Origin of the sequence: Kitasatospora mediocidica KCTC 9733, from assembly GCF_000744225.1 — a bacterium.
Classification (GTDB): domain Bacteria; phylum Actinomycetota; class Actinomycetes; order Streptomycetales; family Streptomycetaceae; genus Kitasatospora; species Kitasatospora mediocidica.
In genome coordinates this window covers 570,879-595,996 of the sequence record NZ_JQLN01000004.1, presented here as the reverse complement: position 1 = coordinate 595,996, position 25,118 = coordinate 570,879, and the positions used below count along the sequence as shown (strand labels likewise).

The following is a 25,118-nucleotide window of genomic DNA, read 5'->3' as shown; positions in this document are numbered from 1 at the left end:
GGCCGGGGGCAGTTTGGCGTTGGGCCCGCTCCTGGCGGAGCGGGTGACCCGTTGACCGGAACGGAACACCGCGATGAACAGTTACACCGATCAACGTCTGGCCGCTGCCTACCAGTTGGGCAACGAGATGCCGGCCGACTCGCTGCGCGCCTGGGCCGAGCTCTTCCTGCACGAGGCCCCGGCGCCCGTCGGCGCGGGGCTGCGCGCGGTCGAGGTCGGCGCCGGGACGGGCATGTTCTGCGCGGCGCTGGCCGATGCGTCGCCCGGTGCCATGGTGGTCGGCATCGAGCCATCCGCGCCGATGCTCGCCGAGGCGGTTCGGCGCAACGCCCGTCCGGGGGTGCGCTACCTCGCGGGCAGCGCGGAGGCGTTGCCCGTCGTGGACGGCGGCTTCGACCTCGCGCTGCTCTCCCGCGTCGTCCACCATCTGCCGGACCGGCCCGCCGCCGCAAGGGAGTTGCTACGGGTGCTGCGTCCGGGCGGACGGCTGGTGGTCCGCACCACCTTCCGCGAGCGCCTGGACGCGCTGGTCTACCAGTACTGGCCCCGGCTGCGTGAGACCGACGCCCGGCGGTTCCCCGCCGAGCGCGAGGTGCTGGACGACTTCACGGCGGCCGGGTTCACGGTGCACCGGGTGTCCTCGCGGGCCCTGCCCGTGGCCGCCGGCCTGGGGGAGTTCCGGGACCGGCTGGCCGACCGGCCGCAGTCCAAGTTCCTGGCGCTGACCGAGCGCGAGTTCGCCGAGGGATTGGCCCGGCTGACTTCGGATGCGGAGGCGGAGGCGGAGGCGGTGCCGCGGCGGCCCGTGCTGGAGCGTTATGACCTGGTTGTCCTGGAGCGTTCGCGTGAAACGCGGTGGCAATGAATGCGGACGGCCGGTTTTTGTCGAATCGTCCGACACCGCTTCTGCGCTGCCCCGCGTTTGCCTGGATGAACAGCTGCTGGTGAAATGGAATCACTCGGGGGGAGGTGTCCGTTGTCCTGGTGTCTCGGTTAAAGTGCGAGCGCCACTGCCAACGGCAAATTAAGGGATCGCACAATGAGAGACCGGTCGTCCGTCGCGAATCATCAGCAGTCCGGGATTCGCGTGAATGAGCAGTCGCCCGAACGCCGAAGAGTGGTCGTCACGGGGGTGGGGGTGATTTCGCCGCTGGGGGGTGACGCCGCGTCGACCTGGGAGGGGCTGCTGGCGGGGGCGTGCGGTGTGCGGCCGCTGACCGGGCCGGAGTTCGCGGGGCTGCCGGTGCACATCGCGGCCCCTGCGGCGGTCGACCCGGCCACGCTGCTGCCGCGTACCCAGGCGCGCACCATGGGCCGCAGCGCGCAGTTCGCGCTGCTGGCGGCCCGGGAGGCCTGGGCGGACGCCGGCTTCGGCCACGAGGCTCTCCACGAGGGCGAGTTGGACGCCAAGCGGGTGGGGGTGTCGATGGGCACGATCATCGGTGGCGCGCCGGTGCTGGTCGCGGCCGACCAGGTGCTGTCCGAGCGCGGGGCGAGGTTCGTCTCGCCGCACACGGCACCGATGACCGTGCCCAACAGTGCGTCCGCGCAGATCGCGATCGACCTCGGCGTGCGGGGGGAGGCGCGGACGGTGGTGTCGGGCTGCGCGTCGGGCACCGAGGCGATCGGGCAGGCGATCGACCGGATCAGACACGGCCACCTGGACGTCGTGCTGGCCGGCGGCAGCGAGGCGGTGATCACCCCGGTCGTGCTGGCCGCCTTCGCCTCGATGCGCGCGCTGGCCCTTGGCCAGGACGGCCCTCTGGGCGCCTGCCGGCCGTTCGACAAGAACCGGGACGGCTTCGTCGTCGGCGAGGGCGCCGGGCTGCTGGTCCTGGAGTCCGAGGAGCACGCGCTGGCCCGTGGGGCGCGGATCTACTGCGAGGCGGCCGGCTGGGGCCTGTCCGCGGACGCTCACCACATGGCCGCCCCCAGGCCGGACGGCGAGGGCATCGTCGACGCGATAGCCAAGGCGCTGGCGGACGCGCGAGCCGAGGCCGGCGATGTGGTGCACGTGAACGCGCACGCCACCGCCACCTCGAACGGGGACGCGGCCGAGGCGGTCGCCCTGCACGCCGTCTTCGGCACCGGGATCGCGGATGTCCCGGTCACCGCGCCCAAGGGGGCACTGGGTCACATGCAGGGCGCCGGCGGTGCGGTGGAGGCGATTGCCACCGTGCTCACCCTGCACCACGGCCTCATTCCCCCCACCGTCGGCTGCGACAATCCGGACGACGAGATAGGACTCGACGTCGTTGTCGGAACGGCGCGCCCGCTGTCGCGTAACGGGGATGTGGCGCTGAGCAACTCCTACGGCTTCGGCGGCCACAACGCCGTTCTCGCCTTCCGTCGTACCGACTGAGAAAAGAAACCGATTCATCGGTTTTTATGTGGTCGGATAATCAGCTCTCAGTGCACCTTTGATTGCCTTGAGTGTCGGCTCTACCCGGCCCATTGGCGGTTGAATCCTGGACGACCGGAAATGAATGCGCCTTTTGTCATGTCGGCAGCAATATCGAGCGTCGCGTCCGCCGGAGTAGCGGTCCGGGCCGGGCAGCTGCCGGGCGGCGTGCCCGACCACGTGGGAGGCGGGGGATGATGGGGGCGAGGCGACCGCGCTGGTGGCCCGTCCCGAGTGGTGAAGGTATCGGAAATGGCGCAGATCAACCCCAGCATCCTGTCCGCGGACTTCGCTCGTCTCGCCCAGGAGGCCGAGGCCGTGCGGGGGGCCGACTGGCTGCACGTGGACGTGATGGACAACCACTTCGTCCCGAACCTGACGCTCGGGGTGCCGATCGTGGAGTCGCTGGCCCGGGCCACCGACATCCCGCTGGACTGCCACCTGATGATCGAGCAGCCGGACCGCTGGGCTCCCCAGTACGTCGAGGCCGGCGCCGGCTCGGTGACCTTCCACGTCGAGGCGGCCGCCGCTCCCGTCCGGCTCGCCCGCGAGATCCGCGCCAAGGGCGCCCGCGCGTCGATGGCGCTGCGCCCGGCCACGCCCATCGAGCCCTACGAGGACCTGCTGCCCGAGCTGGACATGCTGCTGATCATGACGGTCGAGCCGGGCTTCGGTGGCCAGGCCTTCCTGGACATCATGCTGCCCAAGATCCGCCGCACCCGTGAGCTGATCTCCAAGCACGGCCTGGAGCTCTGGCTCCAGGTCGACGGCGGCGTCTCGGCCTCCACCATCGAGCGGTGCGCCGAGGCCGGTGCCGACGTCTTCGTGGCGGGCTCGGCCGTCTACGGCGCCGCCGACCCGGCCGAGGCGGTGCGAGGGCTGCGCGCCCAGGCCGAGGCGGCCATCGCGGGCGCGCCCTGGGCCTGCGCGCACTGAGGCGCCGGCCCCGATCTCGGGCGCCACTTCCCCGGGTCCGCCGTGGCTGCCCCGTCGTCAGTTAGCGTGGGTTGCCGTGAGCAACCTCGATCCCAAGCCCGTCACCACCCTCTGCGGCGGTGACGCGAGCGCCGGCCCGGTACGGGAGCTGATGACGGGTCGCTCCGTCCGGCTCGGCGAGAGCACCCAGGTGCGCCGACTACTGCCGAACCTTCCCCGGCGGATGGTCGGCGCCTGGTGCTTCGTCGACCACTACGGCCCCGACGACATCGCCGACGAGCCCGGCATGCAGGTCCCGCCGCACCCGCATCTGGGCCTGCAGACCGTCAGTTGGTTGCACGACGGCGAGGTGCTGCACCGCGACAGCCTCGGCAGCCTGGCCACCGTCCGCCCGCGCGAACTCGGGCTGATGACCTCGGGCCGGGCCATCTCGCACTCCGAGGAGTCCCCGCGCGACCACGCCCGCCTCCTGCACGGCGCCCAACTCTGGGTCGCCCTGCCGGACGCCCACCGGCACACGGCTCCCACCTTCGAACACCACGCCGACCTCCCCGAGATCAGCGCCACCGGCCTGCACGGCACCGTGATCCTCGGCTCGATGGACGGCGCCACCTCCCCCGGCCGCACCTTCACCCCGCTGGTCGGCGTCGACCTCACGCTCACCGAGGGCACCCCGGCCGCCCTGCCACTGGAGCCCGACTTCGAGTACGCGGTGCTCGCGATGGCCGGCGGCGTCGACGTGGACGGCGTCCGGGTCGAGCCCGGCTCGATCCTCTACCTGGGCTGCGGCCGACGCCAACTCCCCCTGCTGGCCCGCACCGACAGCTCGCTCCTGCTGCTGGGCGGCGAGCCGTTCGGGGAGGAGATCTTGATGTGGTGGAACTTCGTCGGACGCAGTGACGAGGAGATCAGGCAGGCGCGCGAGGAGTGGACGAACGGGAGGAGGTTCGGCGAGGTGCACGGCTACGACGGGGCTCGGCTGGCCGCTCCCGAGGTGCCCCAACTTCCCCTGAAGGCACGGGGAAGGGTGCGCTGACCTGGGCCTATGTGTCCGCGGAGCGGTGCGTTGGTTTGCGGTGGGTCGCAGTTCCGGTCGGTCTGTGATCCACCGTCTCGGGAGAGCGTTCGTGCCGCCGCGCGACGGGCCGGTGAGTGATCGCCAGTCCCAGATATGGGCATGTGTAGCCAGGTTTAGTCAGACCAATGCTGACTCAATGCTGACTTTGCTGACTAATAGTCAGGTCCATGTGATGGATGTGCGTGATCAGTACAGTGCGGTCTCGGCCCTCGCCCGTCGATGGCTCCGCTCGGGCAGATGGGCCCTACCTGGAGGGCTGCAAACTCGTGGTGGCGAACGGGCGGTGCTACGGGGGAGCGGTTGGCGGTTTGTCGGGTGCCGACAACGGCCGGGGTAGATGGACGGCCCCACTCGCGACGGGGCCGAGCACGTCTTCGGCCGCTTACGGGCGATCGGGACTGACGCATAGACCTCTGGCATGCTGTTGGCGTGATCAGAGAACCGTTCGAGACCGTCATCCGTATGGACGGCACTGTCGAGCTTCCGATGGGAATCCTCGTCGAGGCCGGCCTCGCGGTCGGCGCCAAGATCATCGCCTTCAGTGACGGTGATGGCAGGATCGTCCTACGGCGAGAGGCTGATGCCGTTGATGACCTACTCAGAGGCCTGCCTCTCTAACTACGGGTCACCGTCGGGCCCGCAAGCGGGCAGCCGCGACGGTCTCGATCACGAGGTGTGCCGCCTCCTCCGGCGGGACGTGCTCCCAGAATCGCAGCACCGTCCATCCTGCTTGCTCGAGCAGGCGTACCGTTTCCGCGTCGCGGGCCTTGTTCCCCTCGATCTTTTTGGTCCAGAAGCCCCTGTTCGTCTCGGGAATGTTCCGATGCTCTGCACAGCCATGCCAGTAGCAGCCGTCGACGAAGACCGCGACCTTCACCTTCGTGAACACGATGTCCGCCGTACGCCGGAGCGTCGGTACCGGCCGCATCGAGACGCGATACCGGAGACCCTCCCGGTGCAGTAGCGATCGGAGACGCAGTTCGGGTTTCGTGTCCTTCCCCCTGTTGCCCTGCATCGACTTCCGAGTACCGGGAGACGCTGCCCATGAGCCTTCTGCAACCGGGGCAGGCGCGAGCAGTCCGGTAGCGGCAGCCAAGCGCCAGCCCTGACGCAGGTTCTCCGCGCGAGTGGGAAGATCGACCTCTCCCAACGGAATGCGATTAGAACGGCCCGCGGCGGTCCATCGGAGCGCAACCCGAACCCGTCCCGTGCGGGCGGATCGGCTCAGCACGACCGTCGCTGGCCGGAGACTCCCCGCGCCAGTGTCCACCAGTCGGTGGCTGGCACCGCCCGCTGCACGGTCCTGCTCGCGCGACAACTGCAGTCTGCTGAGCCCCCGCCTCGGACGCCACGATCGGTCGGGAGCGGCCTTTGCCAGCGACCTCCTCGTGTTCTTCTCTGCCACTGATCGTTCCCCGGCTCTCGAGAGTGCGCTTCGATTCGACGATACGGGCAGACCGGGTGGTGTTGTTGCCGCGTCGCTTGCAGGCCCGACACCCGGTACTTGCAGGGTGTGACCGGGCCCCCTTTACAGCTCCGACGAGCCCGCCGAAGCCTCCGGAGCACAAGGTCCGAGTCGGCATCCGAGAACTGGCGAGGCGACTGAGGCGTGCGGTGTTGGCAGCTGTGGGGTCCGCCGCTCCCGACTTGGGTTATGGCAGTCGGTCCTCGGGATGTGGAGGACCTTGACGGGGACGCGGGACGCTGTCGCCCCCAAGGCGGTTGAAAACCTTCATAAACCGCAACATTGATGAACGAATCATCCTCGGAGTCGAGGGGCGACACGCCACCGGTTCTGCGTGGTCCCGGCGTTGCCGGTACCGTCTTCGCGACAGTGAGTTAGCGAAGGGGGGACCAATGGCGTCTCAGGTGGTGTCATACGAGCTGGATCCGAACACGGTGGTGCAGTTCGAGATCGAGCCGACGGATGGATACCAGCAGGTCGGCGCCGACCAGGTTCTCGGCCGAGTACAGGAGTCCATCCGCCCCGCCATCGAAGCTGCACGAGCCGTGATGGACCAGGTCGCGAGGCTTCGCCCTGCGGAGGTCGAGGTTTCGTTCGGCATCAAGGTGAACGGCACGACCAACTGGTTGGTTGCCAAGGCCGCGACAGAGGCCAACTTCGGCGTGAAGCTCAAATGGCGCCCCGCCGGTGAGCAGGCCGGAGACGAGGGCGACACCGAGGAATGAGTACGGCAACCCCGGACGGCCGCCGGCCCCGGGTGGACGGTTGGGTGGCAGCCGTCCACCCGTCGGAAGTCGGCGACAGGCTCCTCGGCTCGGGTTTTCTCGTGGACGCCCACCGCGTGCTGACCTGTGCTCACGTCGTCTTCTCACAGGACAAGCCGCTCAACCAGCTGTGGGTGGCGTTCCCGAAGGCCGATGAGCTGATGCATCGCCGGATCAAGGTCCGTCGCGTGATGGCGCCCGAGACCGCCCGGGGTGTGAAAGACGTGGCGGTCCTGATCCTCGAAGAGCCGGTGTCCGAGAAGTTCGCCGCGCCGTTACGGCGACCGAGGCCGGATGACCTGCTGGGCACTTCGTGGTGGTCCTTCGGCTTCGCCGACGACCTTCTGGGGGATTCGACGGACGGAGTGGTAGGCGAGTCGATCTCGTATGGCTGGGTCCGCTTGAACACCGGTCGCCGCACGATCCGTTCCGGCGACAGCGGAGCTGCACTTTGGGCGGCCGACTATCAGGCCGTCGTCGGAATGGTGGGGCAGGCGCGATTGAACGGAGACGAGGCCCGCGCCCTGACCATGTGGGCCATTGCCGACTACCTGCCGGACGAGAAGCTGCAGCTGCTTACGGACTGGGCGGTCGAGGACGCGGGCGATGCCGGGCTGTCCGAGTGGGGATGGACCCTCTCGGGCGATGTCGAAGCCGGCCGACACTGGCGTCCCCGGGCTCGCGGAGTGAGCACGGATGCCGAGCGGGGCATGCGATTCCGTGGCCGCACGGCAGCATTGACCACGATCGTCGACTGGATCACCCGATCGGTCGGTGACCGCAGGCAGGTCCTGGTCGTAACCGGATCCCCCGGGGTCGGGAAATCCGCGGTGCTGGGCCGCATCGTCACCTCGGCCGATCAACGGATCGCGGCGACCCTACTGCCCGAGGACGACGCCGTTCGAGCGCCGGCGGGATCCGTGGCCTGTGCGGTTCACGCTAAGGGAAAGACCGCTCTGGACGTGGCCTGTGAGATCGCCTCCGCCGCCTCTGCCGCGCTCCCGGGGGACATCGACGACTTGCCGCTCCTGATGAGGACCGCACTCGGCAGACGGACGCCGAGAGCGTTCGCCGTCGTGGTGGACGCACTCGACGAAGCCGCGACGCCCGACGATGCACGGGCGATCATGAGATCGATCGCGATTCCTCTTGCGGGGACGTGTGCGGACCTCGGCGTCACGGTGGTGGTCGGTTGCCGCCGCGTGGACGGCGAGGGTGACCTGGTTGCACCGTTCGGCGCAGCCGTTGAGATCCTGGACCTCGACAGCCCGGAATTCTTCGCGCAAGAGGACTTGATCGCCTACACGCTGGCGACACTTCAACTGTTCGGTGACGAGCGCTCGGACAACCCGTACAACGTACGAAGCACAGCCGATGCGGTGGCCGAACGGATCGCCGTCATCGCGCAACGGAACTTCCTGATCGCCGGGCTGGTCGCACGTTTCCACGGCATGCACGACCGCACGGCGATCGAGCCGGCCTCGATCTCCTTCGCCCCGAACGTCCCCGACGTGCTCCGGGACTACCTCAGCCTCCTGCCATTGCTGGACGACATTCCCGCAGAGGAGGTTCTTGCAGCGCTGGCATACGCGGAGTCCCCCGGGATGACACTCGATCTCTGGTCCACCGCAGTGGGTGCCCTAACCGGTCGTAGTCCGGCTGTGAACGACTTGCGGGCGTTCGCCCGAGCCTCCGCAGCGAACTTCCTTATCGAGTCGAGTCCCACCGCCGCTCGGCCGAGTACCTTCCGACTGTTCCACCAAGCGCTGAACGAAGCGCTTGTGGCGGGCCGGGCAGCGGAGGTGACCATCGCCGACGAACGTGCCATCGCCCTAGCCTTCCAGCGCATCGGTAGCGAGACGGGCTGGGACGGTGCCCCCGACTACCTGCTTCGGGCACTGCCGGATCACGCCGCCCGGGGTGGTGTCATCGACGATCTGCTTGAGGACGACTCGTATCCCCTCCACGCCGACCTTCGTCGGCTGGTACCGGCGGCCAAGGCTTCGACCTCGGCCTCGGGACGAGCCCGTAGTCGGTTGCTGCGAATGACCCCGCAGGCTCTCGATGCGGCGCCGGAGGAGCGGGCAGCCCTCTTCAGCATGACCGAGACCCGCGAACGCCTGGGCGACACGTATCGCGACGCCGGGCTTCGCGCGCCGTATCGGGCGCTCTGGGCTGCGGGGCCACCTCACCTTGAGGAGATCGTGCTCGAAGGCCACGGTGACTGGGTCAATGCCGTGTGCGTGCTTCCCACGGAGGGCCGCACTAATCTCGCCAGCGCCGCCAACGACGGCACCGTGCGTCTCTGGAACCTGGATACCGGAGACCAACTGCGGGTTCTCGAGGGCTATAACGGCTCCGTCCAGGCCATGTGTGCCGTGTCGGTGGAGGGGCGACTGCTTCTCGCGACTGCCGGGAGCGATTCGGTGGTCCGCCTCCAGGATCCCGTGACCGGGGTGCTGCTCCGTGCTTTCGAGGGGCATACCGGAGCAGTCAGGGCCGTGCTTGCGGTCGGGACTTTCGGACGGTCGCTTCTCGTGACCGCTGGGAACGACTCGACGGTTCGTGTGTGGGATCCGGAGTCGGGTGAGTCGGTACACGTGCTCGAAGGGCATGACGGCTGGGTCAACGCCGTGTGCGCAGTGTCGGTGGGTGGCCGGACGCTGCTCGCGACCGCCGGGAACGACTCCGTGGTTCGCTTGTGGAATCCGGAGTCCGGTGCCCATTGCGGAGACCTGGAAGGACATGAGGGTGCGGTCTTGGCGGTGTGTGCCGTCGGTGCTCGGGGCAGGGTGCTTCTCGTGACCGCCGGTGAGGACTCGACGGTTCGTGTGTGGGATCCGGAGTCGGGTGAGTCGGTACACGTGCTCGAAGGGCATGACGGCTGGGTCAACGCTGTGTGCGCAGTGTCCGTGGGTGGCCGGTCGCTGGTCGTGACGGCCGGTGATGATTCCATGGTCCGTGTGTGGGATCCGGAGACAGGTGTGGCCTCCGGTGGCCTTGAGGGCCATACCGATCGGGTGTTGGCAGTGTGTGCAGTCTCCGGGGGCGACCAGCCGCTGTTCGTGACGGCCGGTGACGATTCCATGGTTCGGGTGTGGGATCCGGAGGCGGTAGCCGTTTCCGGCGGGCTAGGGGGCCCTACAGGCCGGGTGCCGGCGGTCTGTGCCGTCTCAGTGGGTGGCCGGGCGATGGTGGTTACCGCCGGACATGATGCCGGCGTGCAGTTGTGGGATCCGGAGTCCGGCGCCGTAACGCGAACCCTGGAAGGTCGCAGCGGTCGGATCCGAGCCCTCTGCGCCCTGTCCGCGAGTGATCGCAGTCTGCTCGTAACGGCCGGCGATCAGACGATCCGTGTTCGGGACGCAGCTACCGGTGAAATTCTGCATAGCTTTGAAGGTCACCCGAACGGAATCAATGCAGTATGTGCGGTTCCGATCGGTGAGGGGACTCTGCTTGCCATCGCTGGCGACGACCGAGTCGTTCGTTTGTGGGATCCCGATGAGGTCGAGCGCTTGCGGACCTTCGACAGCGAAACCGGTTCGTACAACGCGGTTTGCGCGCTCACCACGGGTGGCCGCACGCTGCTCGCGGCTGCAGGAGAGCGCCTCGCTGCAGCTGGCGGTGGGACGGTGATTCGCCTTTGGGACCTAGTCTCCGGCGCCATGCGGTGGACCTTCGAAGGCCACACCAAGGCGGTCAACGCTGTCTGTGCCGTTCCGCTGGACGACCGCACTCTGCTCGCTTCAGTCGGTGACGATCGCACGCTTCGCCTGTGGGATCCCGAGACCGGCGAGGCGGTTTCCGTTCACGAGGGCCACACGAGCCGTGTAATGGCTGTCCGAGCGATTGTGACGGGCGATCGGACCTTTCTCGTGACCGCGGGAAGCGACCACACGGTCAGACTCTGGCAGCCCTTCGTTCCCCACGCAGTGCGGGTGATTCCCGTTCGTTCCCCGGCGCTTTCCATTGAAGAGGTCGACGGCCTGATCGTAATCGGGCTTAACGACGGGGTGGTGGCTCTGGCTGATACCCAGGAATCGGTATCGCCGCTGAAGGCGCTCCAGTTCTCCGCCGTGAAATCTGCCGCGGCTCGGAACACTGGCTATCCAGTCGCCGGGGCGGAGAGGGGTAATCCGTGAAGAGCGCTAGCGTGTATTCGCGGTTTGGTGGGACCGTTATGGTTCAGGCTTCGAATAATTCTGACTCTATCGAACGAGATCGGGGAACGGTCGGCTGCTATGACCGATGAAATCGACGGAATGTATGAAACGTTCAAGGCGCTTCTTGACACGTTCACCCCGGCAGACTCGATTAAGCGCCTGGAGCAGTTCGGCATCGGCCCCGAGGTTATTCAGAAAATTCGAGACCGGCACGAGCACGAGGCGATTCGTGTCAAGGAGCTCGAGGAGCCGCGTGTCGTGGAAGCCGGGAATCGCGAAACCTGGTACACGGGACCTCAGCCCAAGGACAAGTGCTGGCCGGCCATCGAGGACCTGCTCCGTCGGGACGACTGGTCGGAGCCAGCGGTCACGAGTCTCGACGAGGCCTCTTACCGGATCGTTTCGCTGCTCAACCACCCGCGAGAGAGGTCCTTCTCTACGCGGGGCCTTGTGGTCGGTTACGTGCAGTCCGGTAAGACGACCAACTTCACGTCGGTCGTTGCCAAGGCCGCGGACCGTGGCTACAAGTTGTTCATCGTCCTCGCGGGCGTCCACAACGGCCTTCGTCGTCAGACCCAGGCGCGATTGATTCAGCAGCTAGTTGAGCCCAATCCAACTCTGTGGTCCCAGCTCACGGGGCTCGACAAGGACTTCACGCCGCAGGAGAATCCGGCCTCGTACTTTGGCAAGAGTAATAAGACGCATGTGCTGTGCGTGGTGAAAAAGAACGCCGCGGTGTTGCGTAAGCTCGCTCGTTGGCTCGATCAGGCGTCGGAGTACTTGCAGGACTGCCCGGCGCTGATCATCGATGACGAGGCCGATCAGGCGACCGTGGCGACGAAGTCGATCAACCCGCTGATCTTGAGCATCATGGAGAGCCTGCCGAAGTGTGCGTACCTCGGCTACACCGCGTCCCCCTTCGCCAACCTGCTGATCGATCCGAGCGCTGAGGATCTCTACCCCAAGGACTTCGTGGTCAATCTACCGAAGCCAGCGGGTCATTTCGGCACAGAGGTCCTGTTCGGGCGATATGCGCTCGACGGTGAGGATCCGGAACAGGTGGATGACGGGCACGACATGATTCGCTCGATCCCCAAAGAAGACGTGTCGTGCGTGCGCCCTGCCACGAAGGCGGACGTCGATGGCTTCGAGCCGGTTATCACCGACACCCTTCGTGAGGCCGTCGAATACTTTTGGCTTGCCACGGCCGCTCGACGCGTGCGCGGCAAGGGGAATCCGCATAACACGATGTTGATCCACACCAGCGTCAACACGGCGGTACACAACAGCTTCGGGCGACCGCTCGAGCAACTGCGCGATCGCTCTGCGGAGGCCCTGGCGGACGTCGAGTTCGTCGGTCGGCTGCGAGAGCTATGGGACCGAGAAACCGCCCGCGTCGCAGCCGAGGAGTTCCACGAGACGAAGGTGGAATTCGACCGACTTCTTCCGGAACTCCCGGGGGTCCTCGCAAGCTGCCGTATCATCATGGATAACTCCAGCAGTGAAGCCCGATTGGACTATGAGAACGGCCCGGTCGTGGCGATCGCGGTGGGTGGTAACACGCTTTCCAGGGGGTTGACCCTCGAAGGCCTGTCGGTCAGCTACTTCGTCCGCTCGGTATCGGCGTACGACACGCTTCTGCAAATGGGACGCTGGTTCGGTTTCCGAAACCACTACGCGGACCTCCCGCGGATTTGGATGACCGACGATCTCGCCGAATGGTTCCGCCACATCGCCACCGTCGAGACCGAGATGCGTCGAGACATCGACGTCTACATGACCGAGGACGAGACGCCTCTCAGCTTCGCCGTGCGCCTTCGTACGCATCCGGCCATGCGTGTCACCGCGGCAGCAAAGATGCGGGATGCCGTTACGGCCGCCTCCTCCTACGGCGGCAAGCGCGTTCAGACCCATTACTTTCACACCAACGCCGAATGGTTGAGGGGCAATCTCGCTGCCGCCCGGACGCTCGTGACCGAGGCCAGGAAGCGCTCGGTGCGGACGGAGGAACGTCCCGAGGACGGTCGCTACGTCTTCCGCGACGTTCCGCACGAGCTCGTGACCGAGTTCTTGGCGTCGTATCAGTTCCATGAGAAGTCTCCGGAGAGCGACGGCGAGCTGATCACGGGGTACATCAAGAAGCGAGTCCGCATGGCCGGCTCGCTGGGTAGGTGGAATGTCGCGATCGTCGGCAACCCCGGCGGTACCGAGGACAGGGATCTCTGCTTCGCCGAAGGCGTAGCGGTCGGCCGGATCAGCCGCGCTCGGGTCACCACTGCCAGCCCCACGCCGGACTTCGCCGACATCAAGACGCTGATGAGCCGCCGCGACGCCGCCGTCGACTTGGTGGGCGACACGGATAAGCTCGTGGAGAAGGAGATCAAGGCCGAGCGGATGCGTCAGCTCCCCGACCACGGCCTGCTGGTCCTCTATCCGATCGACAAGGTCTCGACGCCCGCCCCGTCCAAGCAGCAGCGGCGTGAGCCGCTGAACGCGGAGGAACACGTCATCGGCGTCGGACTGGTTTTCCCCGAGCCGAGGGGCGCGGACAGCACCGTGGAGAAGTACATCTCGGCCGATCTCTCCGGAGTCGAGATCGAAGACGAGGACTACAGCTTCCTCGACGGTGAAGGCGTATGACCGACAGCGCGCTCCGGAAGGTAGTCGAGCAGTACTGGACCGCCCTCGAGACCGAGCAGGCCAGCGATGCAAGGCACCTGCGAGTCTCCCAGCTCCCCGTAAGCACCGACGGCGGACCCTTGGCGGTGGGCGTCGATCACGACGGCCATCGACACCTCCTCGTGCCGATCCACTCGCATCAGAAGGTACGGGCGGGCCTGGACGGCCCAGTACTCCGCCTGCGTAAGCGACCTTTGGAGGACAAGGAGACCTATCAGACGTACGCCGACCTCGGATGCCTGCGAAGCGATCTCAACGATCTATTCACGGAACTGTGCCTAGACGTTCTGGTTGTAGTCGAGGGCATGCCCGAAACCCCGGTCAAGGCCCTCTATCGCGTACTCGACCGGTGGCGGGCGCTGTTCCGGACGGAGAACAAGCCGTTGAAGTCGGAGCAACTTGCCGGTCTGTTCGGAGAGTTGATTCTGCTCAATCGGCTTCTAGAACAGGACCCGAGTGCTCACCGGCTCTGGCACGGCCCGCATGGTCATCGTCACGACTTCTCGACTGTGACCACCGCCGTCGAAGTGAAGTCCACCACGGCTGGTGAGGGGCGCAGGCCGCGCATCCACGGGCTCGACCAACTGGAGCCACCGGCCGGTGGTCTGCTCTGCATGGCCTGGTTTCGCCTCCAACGCACCCTTGCAGAGAGTGCGGGTACCGGATTCATCGAGTCGATAGAACGAGCACTCCGACTCTGCGACGACGAGAGCGTGCTGCTCGAACTGCTTGCCGCAGCGGGGTATCACTCCTCCGACGCCGACCACTACCGAGACGTTCGCTTCGTCATCACCGAGGAGGCGTGGTACCGAGTCGACGCCGAATTCCCCGGACTGACGAGCCGAGCCCTCGCAGCAGCAGGCGTGCCGGTGACGGTCCTGGAGGTCGAGTACACGATCGACCTGTCCGGAGAACATCCGGCGCCCCTAAGGCAGGAGACCGTGTCCACGGTGATCGACAGCATGATCCGGGAGTCAGCGTGACGGAGCCCCGATGGTCCTCCCAGCCGTACCCGCCGGATGGCGGAAATGCGGCCGAGGGCATCCGCAACCAGCTCGGCCGCCCCGAACTCGATCTACTCACCATCCTGGTACGAGAGTCCGCGCAGAACAGTTGGGATGCGCGGCTGGAGGGCTCCTCGGAACCGGTCGACTATCGAATCGAACTGGGAACGGTCGGTCCTGCACACGTGCTCGCCTGGCGCGAGCTGTTGCTCAGTGGGGCGCCGATATCCGCCCATCTCCCCCTGCGCGACTCGCTGATGCGTGGCGTGGTGCGGGTGATGGTGATCTCCGACCGGGGTACCAGAGGCCTCGGTGGTCCCACCAGAGCTGACGAAGCCATCGGCGACGACCGCGACTTCGTCTCCTTCGTCCGCAACATCGGTGAACCGCGCAACACCGCTCTCGGTGGCGGCACCTTCGGCTTCGGCAAGGGCATCTTCTACCTTCTCTCCAAATGCGGCACGATCCTGGTGCACACGCGCTGCCGGACGGAGGAGGGCGGGTACGAGACTAGGCTTATCGGCTGTGCTCTGTGGAAGAACTACGTGGCCTCGGGACCCACCGGTGAACGTCGGTACACCGGCAGGCACTGGTGGGGCGATACCGTCGGCCCGGTCGTCGAACCACTCGTCGGGGCTGAAGCCGAGGCCACGGTCCGACGCCTCGGTCTCAAGTCGTTCGGTCCAGACGAGACGGGCACCACCGTCATCGTTATAGACCCCTCCCTTGAGGATCTCGAGCCCGCGGCTGCGGCGGACTACCTCGCGGAGACCGTGACATGGCACCTGTGGCCGAAGATGATCGCTACCGGTACCGGACGGCCCGCGATGCGTTTCGCCGTGGGTTGCGATGGCAGGGATCATCCGGTCCCCGACCCGCGGCAGACCCGCCCGCTCGACATGTTCGTGTCGGCTTACGAGGCCATGCTCGGCCCGGACGGCACAGACATCGAGTGCTTCAAACCCAAGAAGCATCTCGGCAGGCTCGGCCTGATCACCCGGATCATCCCACCCCTGGAACCCAGCAGGGCCTCCCGCCTGCTCGGAATGGAAGACCTCGTCCATCACGTCTGCCTCATGCGGCCCGCTGAATTGGTCGTCACCTACCATCCCGGACCCAAGCCGCCGAGCGTGCACCAGGGTTACGCCGGAGTGTTCCGCGGAGACCCGGGCATGGACGACGCCTACGCGAGGGCCGAACCACCGACCCACGACGCCTGGCACCCTCAGTCACTCGACTACCCGGATAGCACATTCGTCCGAACGACGTTCCGGCGCATTCAGGAGCGGATCGACGGGCTGCTCGCACTGGGCGGGACCGCCCGCTCCGGTGCAGCCAAGGTGGCACTGGGAGCGGCCAGTTCACTCTTTTCAGGTCTCGTGGGAGGCGCTTGGGGCATCGGCGGAGCCACCGACTACGGCAGACCCGGCAGCACAGCGACCTCCTCTTCGCGTGCCTCGGAGGTCGACGAGCACGAGTCCGCCGAACCGGCCGACCCGGGCAGCCCGCCGGCGACCGTCGGCCCCACTACTGGCCACTCGACGCCAGGGGAATCGGGCTCGGGAAGCCGTGCCGCTCCGGGGGCCGCTCACGGCCACGGAGTAGCCGCTCCCGGTGGTCGGCCTTTTCGCCGTCGCCCCCGCGTGCAGTATCTCGGTGACCCCTACTACGAGGAGGATTCCGATGCGGCTGTTCTCGTGCAGGAGTTCAGGTTGCCCGTACCCGGGATCCAGCGTGTTCGAGCCGACCTGGCGGTCACTCTGCCGGGCGGCGGCGGGCGAGAGTCCGATCCGCCTTTGGGCGCGCAGATGCCCGAGCTTGTCGGCTGGCAGGACGCCACGGGACGACTCCACACCGAGCCGTCGTTCGAGATCGACGGTGGCGATGCCGTCTGGCGAGCCGTAGTCCGCCCAGCTCCGGACACCATGACCGAGATCGACATCAAGGTCGAGGCGGTGAAGACGCAGTGAGTCGCCGGGCACTTCCGTATCGAATCCCGTCCGAGGACGTCGTCCAGACCGACCTCTGGCAACTGGTCATGGACGACGGCCATGTTCCCATGCCCGAGGCGCTTTCCGACTGGGACTACCAGATGGATCTGCACCTGCGTAGGTCAGTCCGGGTCGACCAGGACCGAGCGCGCTCCGAGGCAGGACTTCCAGCCGAGGCCGTGCTCATGCTCGCCGCGGTTTGGACGGCCACCGGCTCCAACCTGAGTGGCCCGGCCCAGCACGTCCGCCTGGCGGGTGGCGGGTCGGCCACCATCTCGCTCGATGTCCGGCTTCGGGGTTCGGATCTGGGTGGACTCCTACTCCTGGACACGGTCCTTCTTCTCGGTGAGCGCCAGAGCGACGTCCGGCCGGCCGCGCCTCGCCGCGCCGGATCGGTCCTGTGGAGCGACCGCGCGGCCCTGCGACTCCAGGGCGACGCCCCGCAATTCCCGATGGCAGTGATCGACTTCGGGCGGACCTCTTTTCCAGACGGTGCGGCATGGCACCTGCAGATCAGCGGCAATCTGGAGAGCGCGACCATGGGTTCGCTGCTATTGCTGGTCAACGAGCGGAACACGGCCGTCGCCACTGCCTTCGAGAGCGCGGGCAAGCCACGGGACATCGACAGGATCGTGCTGTCCGCGGTGTACGCGGACACCGCGAGAACCATGATCGAACACGCGCTGTCACTCGACGAGTTCGTCGATGGCGCCGACTTCCCCTCCGAGTCGCTCGGGGCAACCCTCACGGCTCTGTTCGACCAGCTCTTTCCCGGCCGCTCGATCAGCGACATGAGATTGCGCCGACAGCAGTCACCGAGCCTGTTCGCCTCGGAAGTCCAGGAAGCCGTGAAGATCTTCGAGGTGTCGCGATGAGCTATCTGTACCCCCGATTGCTCTCCGGCCAGGCTCGGCGCCTGTTCGCCGAGTACGGTCAACTCTCGGTTGCCCAGCTCACGAAGCGGGTGGCCACGTCCCACGATTCCGCCGTCTACGTCGCGACCGGAGGCGACCGGATCTCCGAGGCCCAACTCAATCGGTTGCGCGGCCTCGTGCTCGGCCTCGCCGCGGACGCCGGCTTTCCGGAGCCGGCCGGTCGCGCGCGAAACGCCGAGTTCGACATCCGGCTCGCGGTGTTGTTGCACTCGGAGATGGGACTGGTCCCCGCCGAAGCCGCCGCGCGGGACGTGTGGGCCTTTCTAGCGCTGGTCCTGCTGCCCGACGTGGCCTACTGGCGCTATCCCGAACCTCCCAAGGACCGCGTCCTCGGCACCGATCTCACCCGACATGTCTTCGGCCGCTTGTGGTGGCGGGCTCAACTCGTGCATTCCTCCGCCGACTCGGATCCTTATGGTGCGCTGGGGATCCTCGGCGAGGCCGCCTTCGACCAGATCTATGCCCGTCGGGCGGCGCTCGGCGGAAGCCCGCACACGGTCAAGGCCATCCTTCGGGTCTGGAACGAACTCGATCTGCACGGCCTGAACGAACGGGAGGCTCTGCGCGACTTTCTCAAGAGAATGTTGCGACTTGCCCCGTTCGTACTCTTCGACGGCATCGAGGAGAATGTGCTGGACGAAGAACTTCGGACCGTCGCACAGGAATCGGTGACCGCGCTGCTACGAGTTCCCTCGCTGGAACTCCCATCGTCGGGAATATCGGATCTGGCGTCCGCGCCGGTCTTGGCGCATCCACAGCCCGAGGTCCGGGCAGCGGGTGACGCTCGGCGTGAGCCGTCGTCGGTGCTCTCCTCGCTGGAGATCTGTGCCGGGTCGGGCGCCCAGGCACTGGGGCTCGAGCGCGCAGGCTTCGAGCCGGTCCTCCTACTCGACCGAAACCCCAAGGCGTGCGCGACCATCTCCCTCAACCGCCCACTATGGGAGGTTCACTGTGGCGACATCGGGGACTTCGATCCTCTTCAGCACCGAAGGGTGTTAGGGGTAGACCTGCTCAGCGGTGGCCTGCCTCGAATCAAGTCGGCAGCCGCGGTCCGCCGGGCCGACGACGGGGAAGCACGCGAGGTGCTCGAAGCCGCACTCCGGCTGGTAGATCTCCTCCGCCCGAAGGCGGTTCTCCTTGAGAACCTCGCCGACCTCGCGTCGAGCCCCGATTTCGCCGCCGACCGATCGTGGATCGAGGCCGAGCTGGCGCAAGCCGGCTACCATTCGAACTGGGCGGTGCTCGACGCCGCCGACTTCGGTGTTCCCCAGCATCGGAAAAGCGGGTTCCTTGTCGCTCTCCTCGAGCCTTTCAGTTCCGGCTTTCGATGGCCGGAGCCCAGCGGTATGCCCGCGCCGACCGTCGGCGCCGTGCTCGGTGCTTCCATGGCCAGCTGCGGCTGGCCCGGTGCCGACGCCTGGTCCGAGCGAGCCGATCGCTTGGCGCCCGCACTCGTAGGCGGCTCGGAGAATCGAGGCGGGGCGGATCTCGGCCCTACCGGGAGCAAGCGAGCTTGGGCGGCTGCGGGGGTCGACGGCAACAGCCTGGCGGATGATCCTCCCGGCGCCGACTTCCCGGTGGACGGCCACCCGAAGCTCACCGTGAGGCAGGCGGCAAGGATCCAGGCGATCCCCGACGATTGGCAGCTCGCCGGTGGCAAGACCGCCGAGTACAGGCAGGTCGGCCATGCTTTGGCGCCGCCGGTCGCCGAGGCCGTGGGGCGCGCGATCGCCTACGCACTCAAGGTGGGCGAGCGCGTATAGGCGACATCACCTGGTCATCCGCTTCGAGGAACCGGCCCCGCCGGCTAGCATAGGGCCGATCCGTGTCTACGACGCCGGAGACCGTAGCTCTCCCTCGCCTCCCGAACTGCAAGGAAACCGCGTGCCTGCGCCCTTCAAGATCATCGACCTGTTCGCCGGCCCGGGAGGGCTGGACGTGGCAGCACAGGCGCTCGGCGTTCCGGTCGTCGTCGGCATCGAATGGGACGACGACGCATGTGCTACACGCATGGCGGCCGGTCTCCCGACAAGGAACCGGGATGTGCGCGACTTCAAGCCGAGCGACTTCAAGGACGCCAACGTCCTGGCCGGCGGGCCCCCGTGTCAGACCTTCACCGTCGCCGGGAACGGTGAAGGAAGGGCTGCGCTCGATCAGGTTCTCCGGTTCGCGAATCGTTACGCCGCCGTGCAGCCGGGCTGCCACGACGAGGAGTTCGCGGCGATTCGGGACGACCTCAAGCAGCTCAGCGACGAACGTACCGGCCTGGTGCTGGAACCGCTGCGATGGGCGCTGGAGGCGCTCATCGATGGTCGGCCCTATCAGGCGATCGTCCTGGAACAGGTTCGCGCGGTACTCCCGGTCTGGCAGGCGTTCGGCGAGATCCTCAGGAGCAAGGGCTACGCGGTAGCGGAGCCGGAGGTTCTCCACACCGAGGAGTTCGGGGTTCCCCAGACGCGACGCCGGGCCATTCTGATCGCCCGCTGGGCCGGCGAGGGCGCCCAAATCGAGGGGGCGCCGGAGATGCCCGAGCCCTCTCACCGACGTTATAGGAAGGGGGTCGGTCGAAATTCGGGGAGTTCGTCCCACCTGCCCTGGGTGACGATGGGGGAGGCGCTCGGGCGAGCGGACTGCTTCGAGGTGGTCTCGAACTACGGAACCGGTGGTAACCCGAAGGCACGAGGGCGCCGCCGGTACGACGAACCTTCCGCCACCGTGACCGGCAAGGGATCACGCAACAAGCTCGACTGGAATGGCCGCGACCTCGGGGTGTTCTCGCTTGCCGAGCTGGGTGTACTCCAAACGTTTCCTCGGGACTATCCATGGCGACGTGAAAACGGCGACGACATCGATGCCCTCGGTGCGCGCAGCGTTATTGCACAGCAGATCGGTAACGCCGTTCCGCCGCGGCTGGGGATGCATGTTCTCGCTTCCGCGCTCGATATCAAGCGCGAAGATCTCGAAGCCGCGATCAAGCTGCAGTACGACTACTGAGCCCGAATCCACCGGCCTGGTCCGAGGGTGATTGATTCGGGTCCGGCTGGCTGGTGCCCGGTGTGAGGATGTGGGGTGTCCGCTGGTCTGCCTAGCTCTTCCACGTCTGTCCTGGTCGGGCCCTTGCGGGCGGGTGGTCGGTGTGGTCAGAGTGTTGGTGGCGAGTGGGCGGCGTCGAACAGGTCGGCGAAGGCGTGCTGCCAGGGCCCCCCTCTCGATAGGTGAAGTGTCAGTCGGCGAGCGGTGCGGGCGAGTCGGGCTGGGACGTGGACCAGGTGCGCGCGGATCGTTTCGGTGGTGGCCTTCGCGTGGAAGGCGCCCGCGAGTGCCCCGGCTGCCCGCAGCAGGTTGTGCGTGATCGCCCACAGGGTCAGCCAGGCGGCGTTGGCCTGGAACGATCCGGAGGGCAGGTGGGCCAGCGCTGAACCCTTGCCGTCCGCGATGACCTGCTCGACGACCGCGTGCCGCCGGTGCTGCAGTTCGGCCTGCAGCACCTCGAAGGGGCTGTCGGTGAAGACCGGGTGGTAGCGCCAGGCCGTGAACAGCTCGCCCTGCCCGGCGGCGACCTCGGCGTTCAGGCGGCGGACCCGGCGCACGATAAGTCGGGCGGTGACGTGCTCGGCCTTCCTGCGGCCGGTGAACGCCGTGTACTCGATTTCGGCGACCTCGGCGTCGGAGATCAGCTCGTCGGTGTCGGGGTCGACGAACGCCTCGGGGTAGCGGATCGCCGTCCACGCGGTCTCGGGGATGGTGCTGATCGCGGCGGCGAGGTGCGGGTTCATCCGCACCGTGACGGAGAAGCGGACGCCCGCGCGGCGGCAGGCCGCGACGACGTCGGCGTTGTAGAACTGGCTGTCCGCGCGCACTACGACGGTGCCCCTCGCGCCGGCCTGCCTGGCTGCCGCAATGGCCTCGGCGGTGAACGGGCCGGCGCCGCGGGCGTCGGCGGCCTTTCCGCGTCGCAGCCGCACTGCCGCGATCACGGGTCGCGCGAGTGGCGTCGACAGCGTGGCCAGGATCGGGTGCAGGGTGCGAACGCCCTTGAACCGGCCGACCTCGGCGCCCTGCTTCGAGCGGCCGAACACCCGCCGGTGGGTGGGGTCGATATCGACGAACGCCACCTGGCCGACGCCGGGCAGCAGCGGTGTTGTCGCGGCGAGGCGGGCGAGGAAGTCCTGGTGCACACCGTGAAGTTGGCGGTTGTGGCCGTGGGTGAACGAGCGCAGGGACGTGCTCAGCGTCGACGGCGCTCGCACCCTTGCGAACAGCGCTTTCATCGCGCCGTGCCGCAGCCGGTCGGCGACGTCGATCGAATCGGCCCCGGCGCTCATCGCCGCCACCAGGCTCATCGCCTTCGCGGCCGGGGCACCACCGCAGTTGTCGGCCTGGTCGATCCGGAGCCTGTAGGTGATCAGGCCCGGCAGGTTGAGCCGCTCGGCCAGGCGAACCAGCGGGACCAGGCCCGCGTCCGCGATGAGGTTCGGCTTGTCGAACGCGGCCAAGACGGCCGTTGTGGCGTGAGAGGATTGTACTTACGAGATGCCTTGCTGATTGTGCTGATGAAGCGTAGAGAACTCACATCATTGCAGGTCGCAAGGCACCTCTTCGTTCCGGGCCTCTCCCACGCCCGCGATCAGCCAGTGGACCCGGGCTCAGGGATCGTGTGTACTCCGAGCATTTCACGGAGGGAGCCCTCAATGGCAGCTACGTGTTGCTGGGAACCGAGCTTGCGAAACATGCGGAGAGCCAAATTGTAATGAATCTGCGCCTGGCTCGGAGCATTGGACATCCATTCGAGGGTGCCGAGAAGGGCCAGCGAAGCCGCCTCCTGAAACTCATTCGAGACGTCGCGAAAGTAGCGGTGGGCCAATTGGAGCGAATGGCGGGCCTCTGGCAGGTTGCTCATTGCGAGCTGAGCATGGCCAAGATTCAGGTAATTGAGATGAATTCCGAATTCGTCCTGGACCTCCCGATAAGCAGAGAAGGCCGCCTGGAACGATTTCACTGATTGCTCCAGCCGCCCCAGCTGGGATAGAGTGACGCCGAGGCCGGCGTGCCCAGAAGCCTCCTTTCGCCGATCCCCTGACGCGTGGTGGAACCGGATGGATTCGGCGTAAGCCGTGGCAGCTGGGCCAAGCATACCGGCCTCTCGATAAGCACTGCCAAGATTCGTGAGAGATGTTCCCAGGTCATTGGCATCTTGATTTTTCCGAGAAAGTCGGACCGCTTCGACAAGAATCGGAATGGCTTCTGCGGGGCTGCGGTGCTGGCGGACCGCTGCACCCAAGGCGATGGTGGCGTCGCACTGACCGTCGAGGAAGCCGATTCTCTCCGCAATGGCAAGGGCTTTGGTCAAGGTCAGGATAGCGTCCTCAAACCTGCGCAGGCTGGTCAGGGCGTTACCCACGTTGTTCAGGGCCCTGACTTGCCGTTCGGCGTCGTGCTCCTGGCGCGCGGCCTCGTGCGCCGTCTGCGCAGACTGCAGAGCCTCTGGGCCCCGGCCCCTCAGATCGAGGAACACGAGGAGGTTCATCGACAGCACGAACGCGTACTCTGTCATACCGAACTCCCGGGCCTGCCGGGCTGTTGCCTGAAGGTTCGCACAATCAACGTCGAACCAGCTCAGCGCATCACCCACTGCATCAAACCGCGGTGGATTCCCTTCGGGTGTTCCTCTCAGAGTTAGATCGGCCTCGTGCGAGATCTGGGCATAGAGCTCTGCCGCGCGACCGAACGCCGCCCGGCGTTCTACCTCAGAGATGGTTGTCCGGCACTGTTCGGCAGAGAACAGATGGACCAGGTCGTGCATTTTCCACCGAGAGGTTCCAGGGACGCGCGAAACCAGGCTGGCCTGGCCGAGCTTGCGGAGGACTGAGCGCGCCTGTGGGTCGTCTTCGCCCAGAACGGCGGCAGCCACCGGCTCTGACATCTGGCTTCCCGGATGAATGGACAGCTTGCAGAACGGGGCCCGCAAGGACTCGTCGAGGCGGATAAGCGAGACGTGTAGTGCGGCCCGGACGGCTGTGTCTCCAAACTGCAGGACATCCAGCCGGGTCTTCTCAGCCGTCAGTTCCGCTAGCAACTCGACAGCGTCAAGGTCGGGATCTTCCTTCATGATCGCTGCCGAGACGCTGAGCGCCAACGGAAGGTGACCACACAGCTTGGCGATCTCCCGGATCGGGAGCGGATCCCGGAGCCGGTCGTCGCCGGGACTCAGGTTCTTTCCAAACAGGACTTCCGACTCCGCAGGACCGAGGCACTCCAGCTTGATCGTCTCGACGCCTTCGATGATGCCAAGTCGGCTGCGCGAAGTGATGATCACTCCATGGGTAGTCCCTCGGGGAAGCAACTCGGCTACTTGCGAGAGCTCGGCCACGTTGTCGAACACCAGAAGTACCGGACTACCCGCTGCACCGAGGGAATCGAGCGTCCGATGATAGAGAGCGGCCTGACTCTCGACGTCCCGTGGAGTCTCGCCGGCTGGGACACCAAGTGCGGACAGGAGGGGGGCGTAGGCCGTGCCGGCACGAGCCAATTGATCGCGGTTGACCGAGAAGCCACGCATGTCCGCGACGACCACACCACCGGAGAACACCGCATGTGTGTCCGGTTCCCCGGCGACCCAGTCGACGAGGGACGTCTTGCCGACGCCAGCCATTCCAGAGACAAGGACCCTGCGTGCACCGCTCTCGGTCAGCTTCGCCTTGATGGCTCGCCGCTCTTGACCACGGCCGACGAACCATGATGGGGCTGACCGGGAGGTTCCCGATACGAGTGCGACCTGGAGTGCCGACTCGCCTGTGTGCCGACTCGAGCGCTTCTCAACGAACATGTGGGCGACTTCCAGGAACAAGTCGAGATTTCTTGCATGGAGTTCCTGCTCGAGAGGAACATGGATCCAGGTCGGCGCATCCTGGGACGATTCCAAAGTCTCCGTCAGGTTGACCCAGAACAGCTGTCGTGACCCGACATCGAAGACCACCCCGAAAACGGGCAGGAGTGCGTTTCTCCAGTCACTCGCATGCGCGTCAACAGGGATCGCGTAGCCGTTCGCCCGCTTGTACTTGTCGCCGCTCTTCACCTGAACGGTGATAGACGCACCAGTTCGCTCACCTCCCCGAGTGAGCATGACGAATAGATCCTCGCCGAAGTCGTTGCCCCCATCGATCTCCTGGACGATCTGATCGTGTTCCTCCAGGAGCGCGCGGAGCGCGTTGACCCCCGCTCGTTCGATCCTTCTGTTCCGAGTGACGCTTGCTGGCACTGTTCTCCCACCCCACCGCACCAGTCGGCGCTGCTGATACGGCGACACTATCGCTCAGCCCGGATCAACGAGCTGATTCCCGGGTGATCGGTTCGCTGGTTCTGCCGGGGTGACCGGCTGGAGGGCATGCGGAATCGGCTGGTCCGCCCAGCTCTTCCACATGCTGCTCCGGTCGGGCCCTCGCGGGCGGGGTGGTGAGGTCGTTGTCCAGGCCGGTGAATGCCTGCTGGCAAGGTCATTGGTCGGGCAGCCTGGAAGCGGCCGGAGCGAGCGGGCCGGACTTGCCGCCAGCGATGATCTGCTCCATCACGGCGTACTGCCGGTGGTGAAGCTCGGCCTGCAGTATCGTGAACGGGCTGTCGGTGAACACGGCGTGGTAGCGCCAGCTGGTGAACAATTCGCCCTGATCGTGCGGCGGCTTCGGGGTTGAGACGGCGAACCCGC

At 66.6% G+C, this 25,118-nt stretch carries 17 protein-coding genes; 13 read left to right on the top strand and 4 right to left on the bottom strand.

All coding sequences use genetic code 11. The features are described 5' to 3' along the window. Positions 1–73: 73 nt before the first annotated feature. The 5 genes from BS80_RS10240 to BS80_RS10220 all read left to right on the top strand — a co-directional run bounded on the left by BS80_RS10240 (position 74) and on the right by BS80_RS10220 (position 5,033). Positions 74–865: a class I SAM-dependent methyltransferase gene (locus BS80_RS10240; protein WP_035795737.1), complete on the top strand. Its 792-nt coding sequence runs from the start codon at positions 74–76 to the stop codon at positions 863–865. 222 nt (positions 866–1,087) lie between these two features. Beyond that, a complete protein-coding gene (locus BS80_RS10235; protein ID WP_035795733.1) occupies positions 1,088–2,362 on the top strand; it encodes a beta-ketoacyl-[acyl-carrier-protein] synthase family protein in 1,275 nt (424 codons plus the stop codon). A 291-nt stretch (positions 2,363–2,653) separates the two neighbouring features. Next, positions 2,654–3,337, top strand: coding sequence for a ribulose-phosphate 3-epimerase (gene rpe / locus BS80_RS10230; RefSeq protein WP_035795731.1), 684 nt, complete (start codon positions 2,654–2,656; stop codon positions 3,335–3,337). A 76-nt stretch (positions 3,338–3,413) separates the two neighbouring features. After that, positions 3,414–4,373: a pirin family protein gene (locus BS80_RS10225; RefSeq protein ID WP_035795730.1), complete on the top strand. Its 960-nt coding sequence runs from the start codon at positions 3,414–3,416 to the stop codon at positions 4,371–4,373. Positions 4,374–4,844: 471 nt separating this feature from the next. After that, positions 4,845–5,033: a hypothetical protein gene (locus BS80_RS10220; RefSeq protein ID WP_035795727.1), complete on the top strand. Its 189-nt coding sequence runs from the start codon at positions 4,845–4,847 to the stop codon at positions 5,031–5,033. Positions 5,034–5,040: 7 nt separating this feature from the next. Here the strand turns inward: BS80_RS10220 and BS80_RS10215 are convergent, their stop codons facing one another. Next, a complete protein-coding gene (locus tag BS80_RS10215) occupies positions 5,041–5,430 on the bottom strand; it encodes a very short patch repair endonuclease (protein WP_035795724.1) in 390 nt (129 codons plus the stop codon). Positions 5,431–6,272: 842 nt separating this feature from the next. On the opposite strand from BS80_RS10215, the gene BS80_RS10210 reads away from it, so the two are divergent. From BS80_RS10210 to BS80_RS10170, 8 genes are all read left to right on the top strand, one after another. After that, on the top strand, positions 6,273–6,605 hold the full coding sequence (locus tag BS80_RS10210) for a CU044_2847 family protein (protein WP_232246428.1): 333 nt from the start codon (positions 6,273–6,275) through the stop codon (positions 6,603–6,605). Positions 6,606–6,649: 44 nt separating this feature from the next. Then, positions 6,650–10,786, top strand: a complete 4,137-nt coding sequence (locus tag BS80_RS10205; RefSeq protein ID WP_232246427.1) for an AAA family ATPase — start codon at positions 6,650–6,652, stop codon at positions 10,784–10,786. A gap of 99 nt (positions 10,787–10,885) precedes the next feature. Next, positions 10,886–13,447 (top strand): Z1 domain-containing protein, encoded by a 2,562-nt coding sequence (locus tag BS80_RS10200; RefSeq protein ID WP_035795722.1) that lies wholly within the window; start codon positions 10,886–10,888, stop codon positions 13,445–13,447. Continuing rightward, positions 13,444–14,469 carry a PD-(D/E)XK motif protein gene (locus BS80_RS10195; RefSeq protein WP_035795720.1) on the top strand — a complete coding sequence of 342 codons (1,026 nt, stop codon included), beginning with the start codon at positions 13,444–13,446 and terminating at the stop codon, positions 14,467–14,469. Before BS80_RS10200 ends, BS80_RS10195 begins: the two co-directional genes overlap by 4 nt. Continuing rightward, positions 14,466–16,460 carry a hypothetical protein gene (locus BS80_RS10190; RefSeq protein WP_035795718.1) on the top strand — a complete coding sequence of 665 codons (1,995 nt, stop codon included), beginning with the start codon at positions 14,466–14,468 and terminating at the stop codon, positions 16,458–16,460. The genes BS80_RS10195 and BS80_RS10190 overlap by 4 nt, the downstream gene beginning before the upstream one ends. Beyond that, complete coding sequence (locus tag BS80_RS41790) at positions 16,457–17,356, top strand: hypothetical protein (protein ID WP_198045483.1); 900 nt, start codon at positions 16,457–16,459, stop codon at positions 17,354–17,356. Before BS80_RS10190 ends, BS80_RS41790 begins: the two co-directional genes overlap by 4 nt. Continuing rightward, positions 17,353–19,179 carry a DNA cytosine methyltransferase gene (locus tag BS80_RS43780; protein ID WP_332262163.1) on the top strand — a complete coding sequence of 609 codons (1,827 nt, stop codon included), beginning with the start codon at positions 17,353–17,355 and terminating at the stop codon, positions 19,177–19,179. Before BS80_RS41790 ends, BS80_RS43780 begins: the two co-directional genes overlap by 4 nt. A 121-nt stretch (positions 19,180–19,300) precedes the next feature. Continuing rightward, positions 19,301–20,410, top strand: a complete 1,110-nt coding sequence (locus BS80_RS10170; RefSeq protein WP_232246426.1) for a DNA cytosine methyltransferase — start codon at positions 19,301–19,303, stop codon at positions 20,408–20,410. A gap of 146 nt (positions 20,411–20,556) precedes the next feature. Here the strand turns inward: BS80_RS10170 and BS80_RS10165 are convergent, their stop codons facing one another. The 3 genes from BS80_RS10165 to BS80_RS40585 all read right to left on the bottom strand — a co-directional run bounded on the left by BS80_RS10165 (position 20,557) and on the right by BS80_RS40585 (position 25,071). Beyond that, positions 20,557–21,912, bottom strand: a complete 1,356-nt coding sequence (locus tag BS80_RS10165; RefSeq protein WP_035795708.1) for an IS1380 family transposase — start codon at positions 21,910–21,912, stop codon at positions 20,557–20,559. Between the two features lie 131 nt (positions 21,913–22,043). Beyond that, positions 22,044–24,674, bottom strand: a complete 2,631-nt coding sequence (locus BS80_RS10160) for a tetratricopeptide repeat protein (RefSeq protein ID WP_035795706.1) — start codon at positions 24,672–24,674, stop codon at positions 22,044–22,046. A 235-nt stretch (positions 24,675–24,909) separates the two neighbouring features. Next, on the bottom strand, positions 24,910–25,071 hold the full coding sequence (locus BS80_RS40585) for a hypothetical protein (protein WP_157536135.1): 162 nt from the start codon (positions 25,069–25,071) through the stop codon (positions 24,910–24,912). Positions 25,072–25,118 lie beyond the last annotated feature (47 nt).

Excerpts from the sequence above, each read along its gene's own strand:
- BS80_RS10215 (WP_035795724.1), bottom strand. The coding sequence starts at position 5,430 with ATGCAGGGCAACAGGGGGAAGGACACGAAACCCGAACTGCGTCTCCGA.
- rpe (WP_035795731.1), top strand. The coding sequence starts at position 2,654 with ATGGCGCAGATCAACCCCAGCATCCTGTCCGCGGACTTCGCTCGTCTC.
- BS80_RS10195 (WP_035795720.1), top strand. The coding sequence starts at position 13,444 with ATGACCGACAGCGCGCTCCGGAAGGTAGTCGAGCAGTACTGGACCGCC.
- BS80_RS10200 (WP_035795722.1), top strand. The coding sequence starts at position 10,886 with ATGACCGATGAAATCGACGGAATGTATGAAACGTTCAAGGCGCTTCTT.
- BS80_RS10240 (WP_035795737.1), top strand. The coding sequence starts at position 74 with ATGAACAGTTACACCGATCAACGTCTGGCCGCTGCCTACCAGTTGGGC.
- BS80_RS10210 (WP_232246428.1), top strand. The coding sequence starts at position 6,273 with ATGGCGTCTCAGGTGGTGTCATACGAGCTGGATCCGAACACGGTGGTG.
- BS80_RS43780 (WP_332262163.1), top strand. The coding sequence starts at position 17,353 with ATGAGCTATCTGTACCCCCGATTGCTCTCCGGCCAGGCTCGGCGCCTG.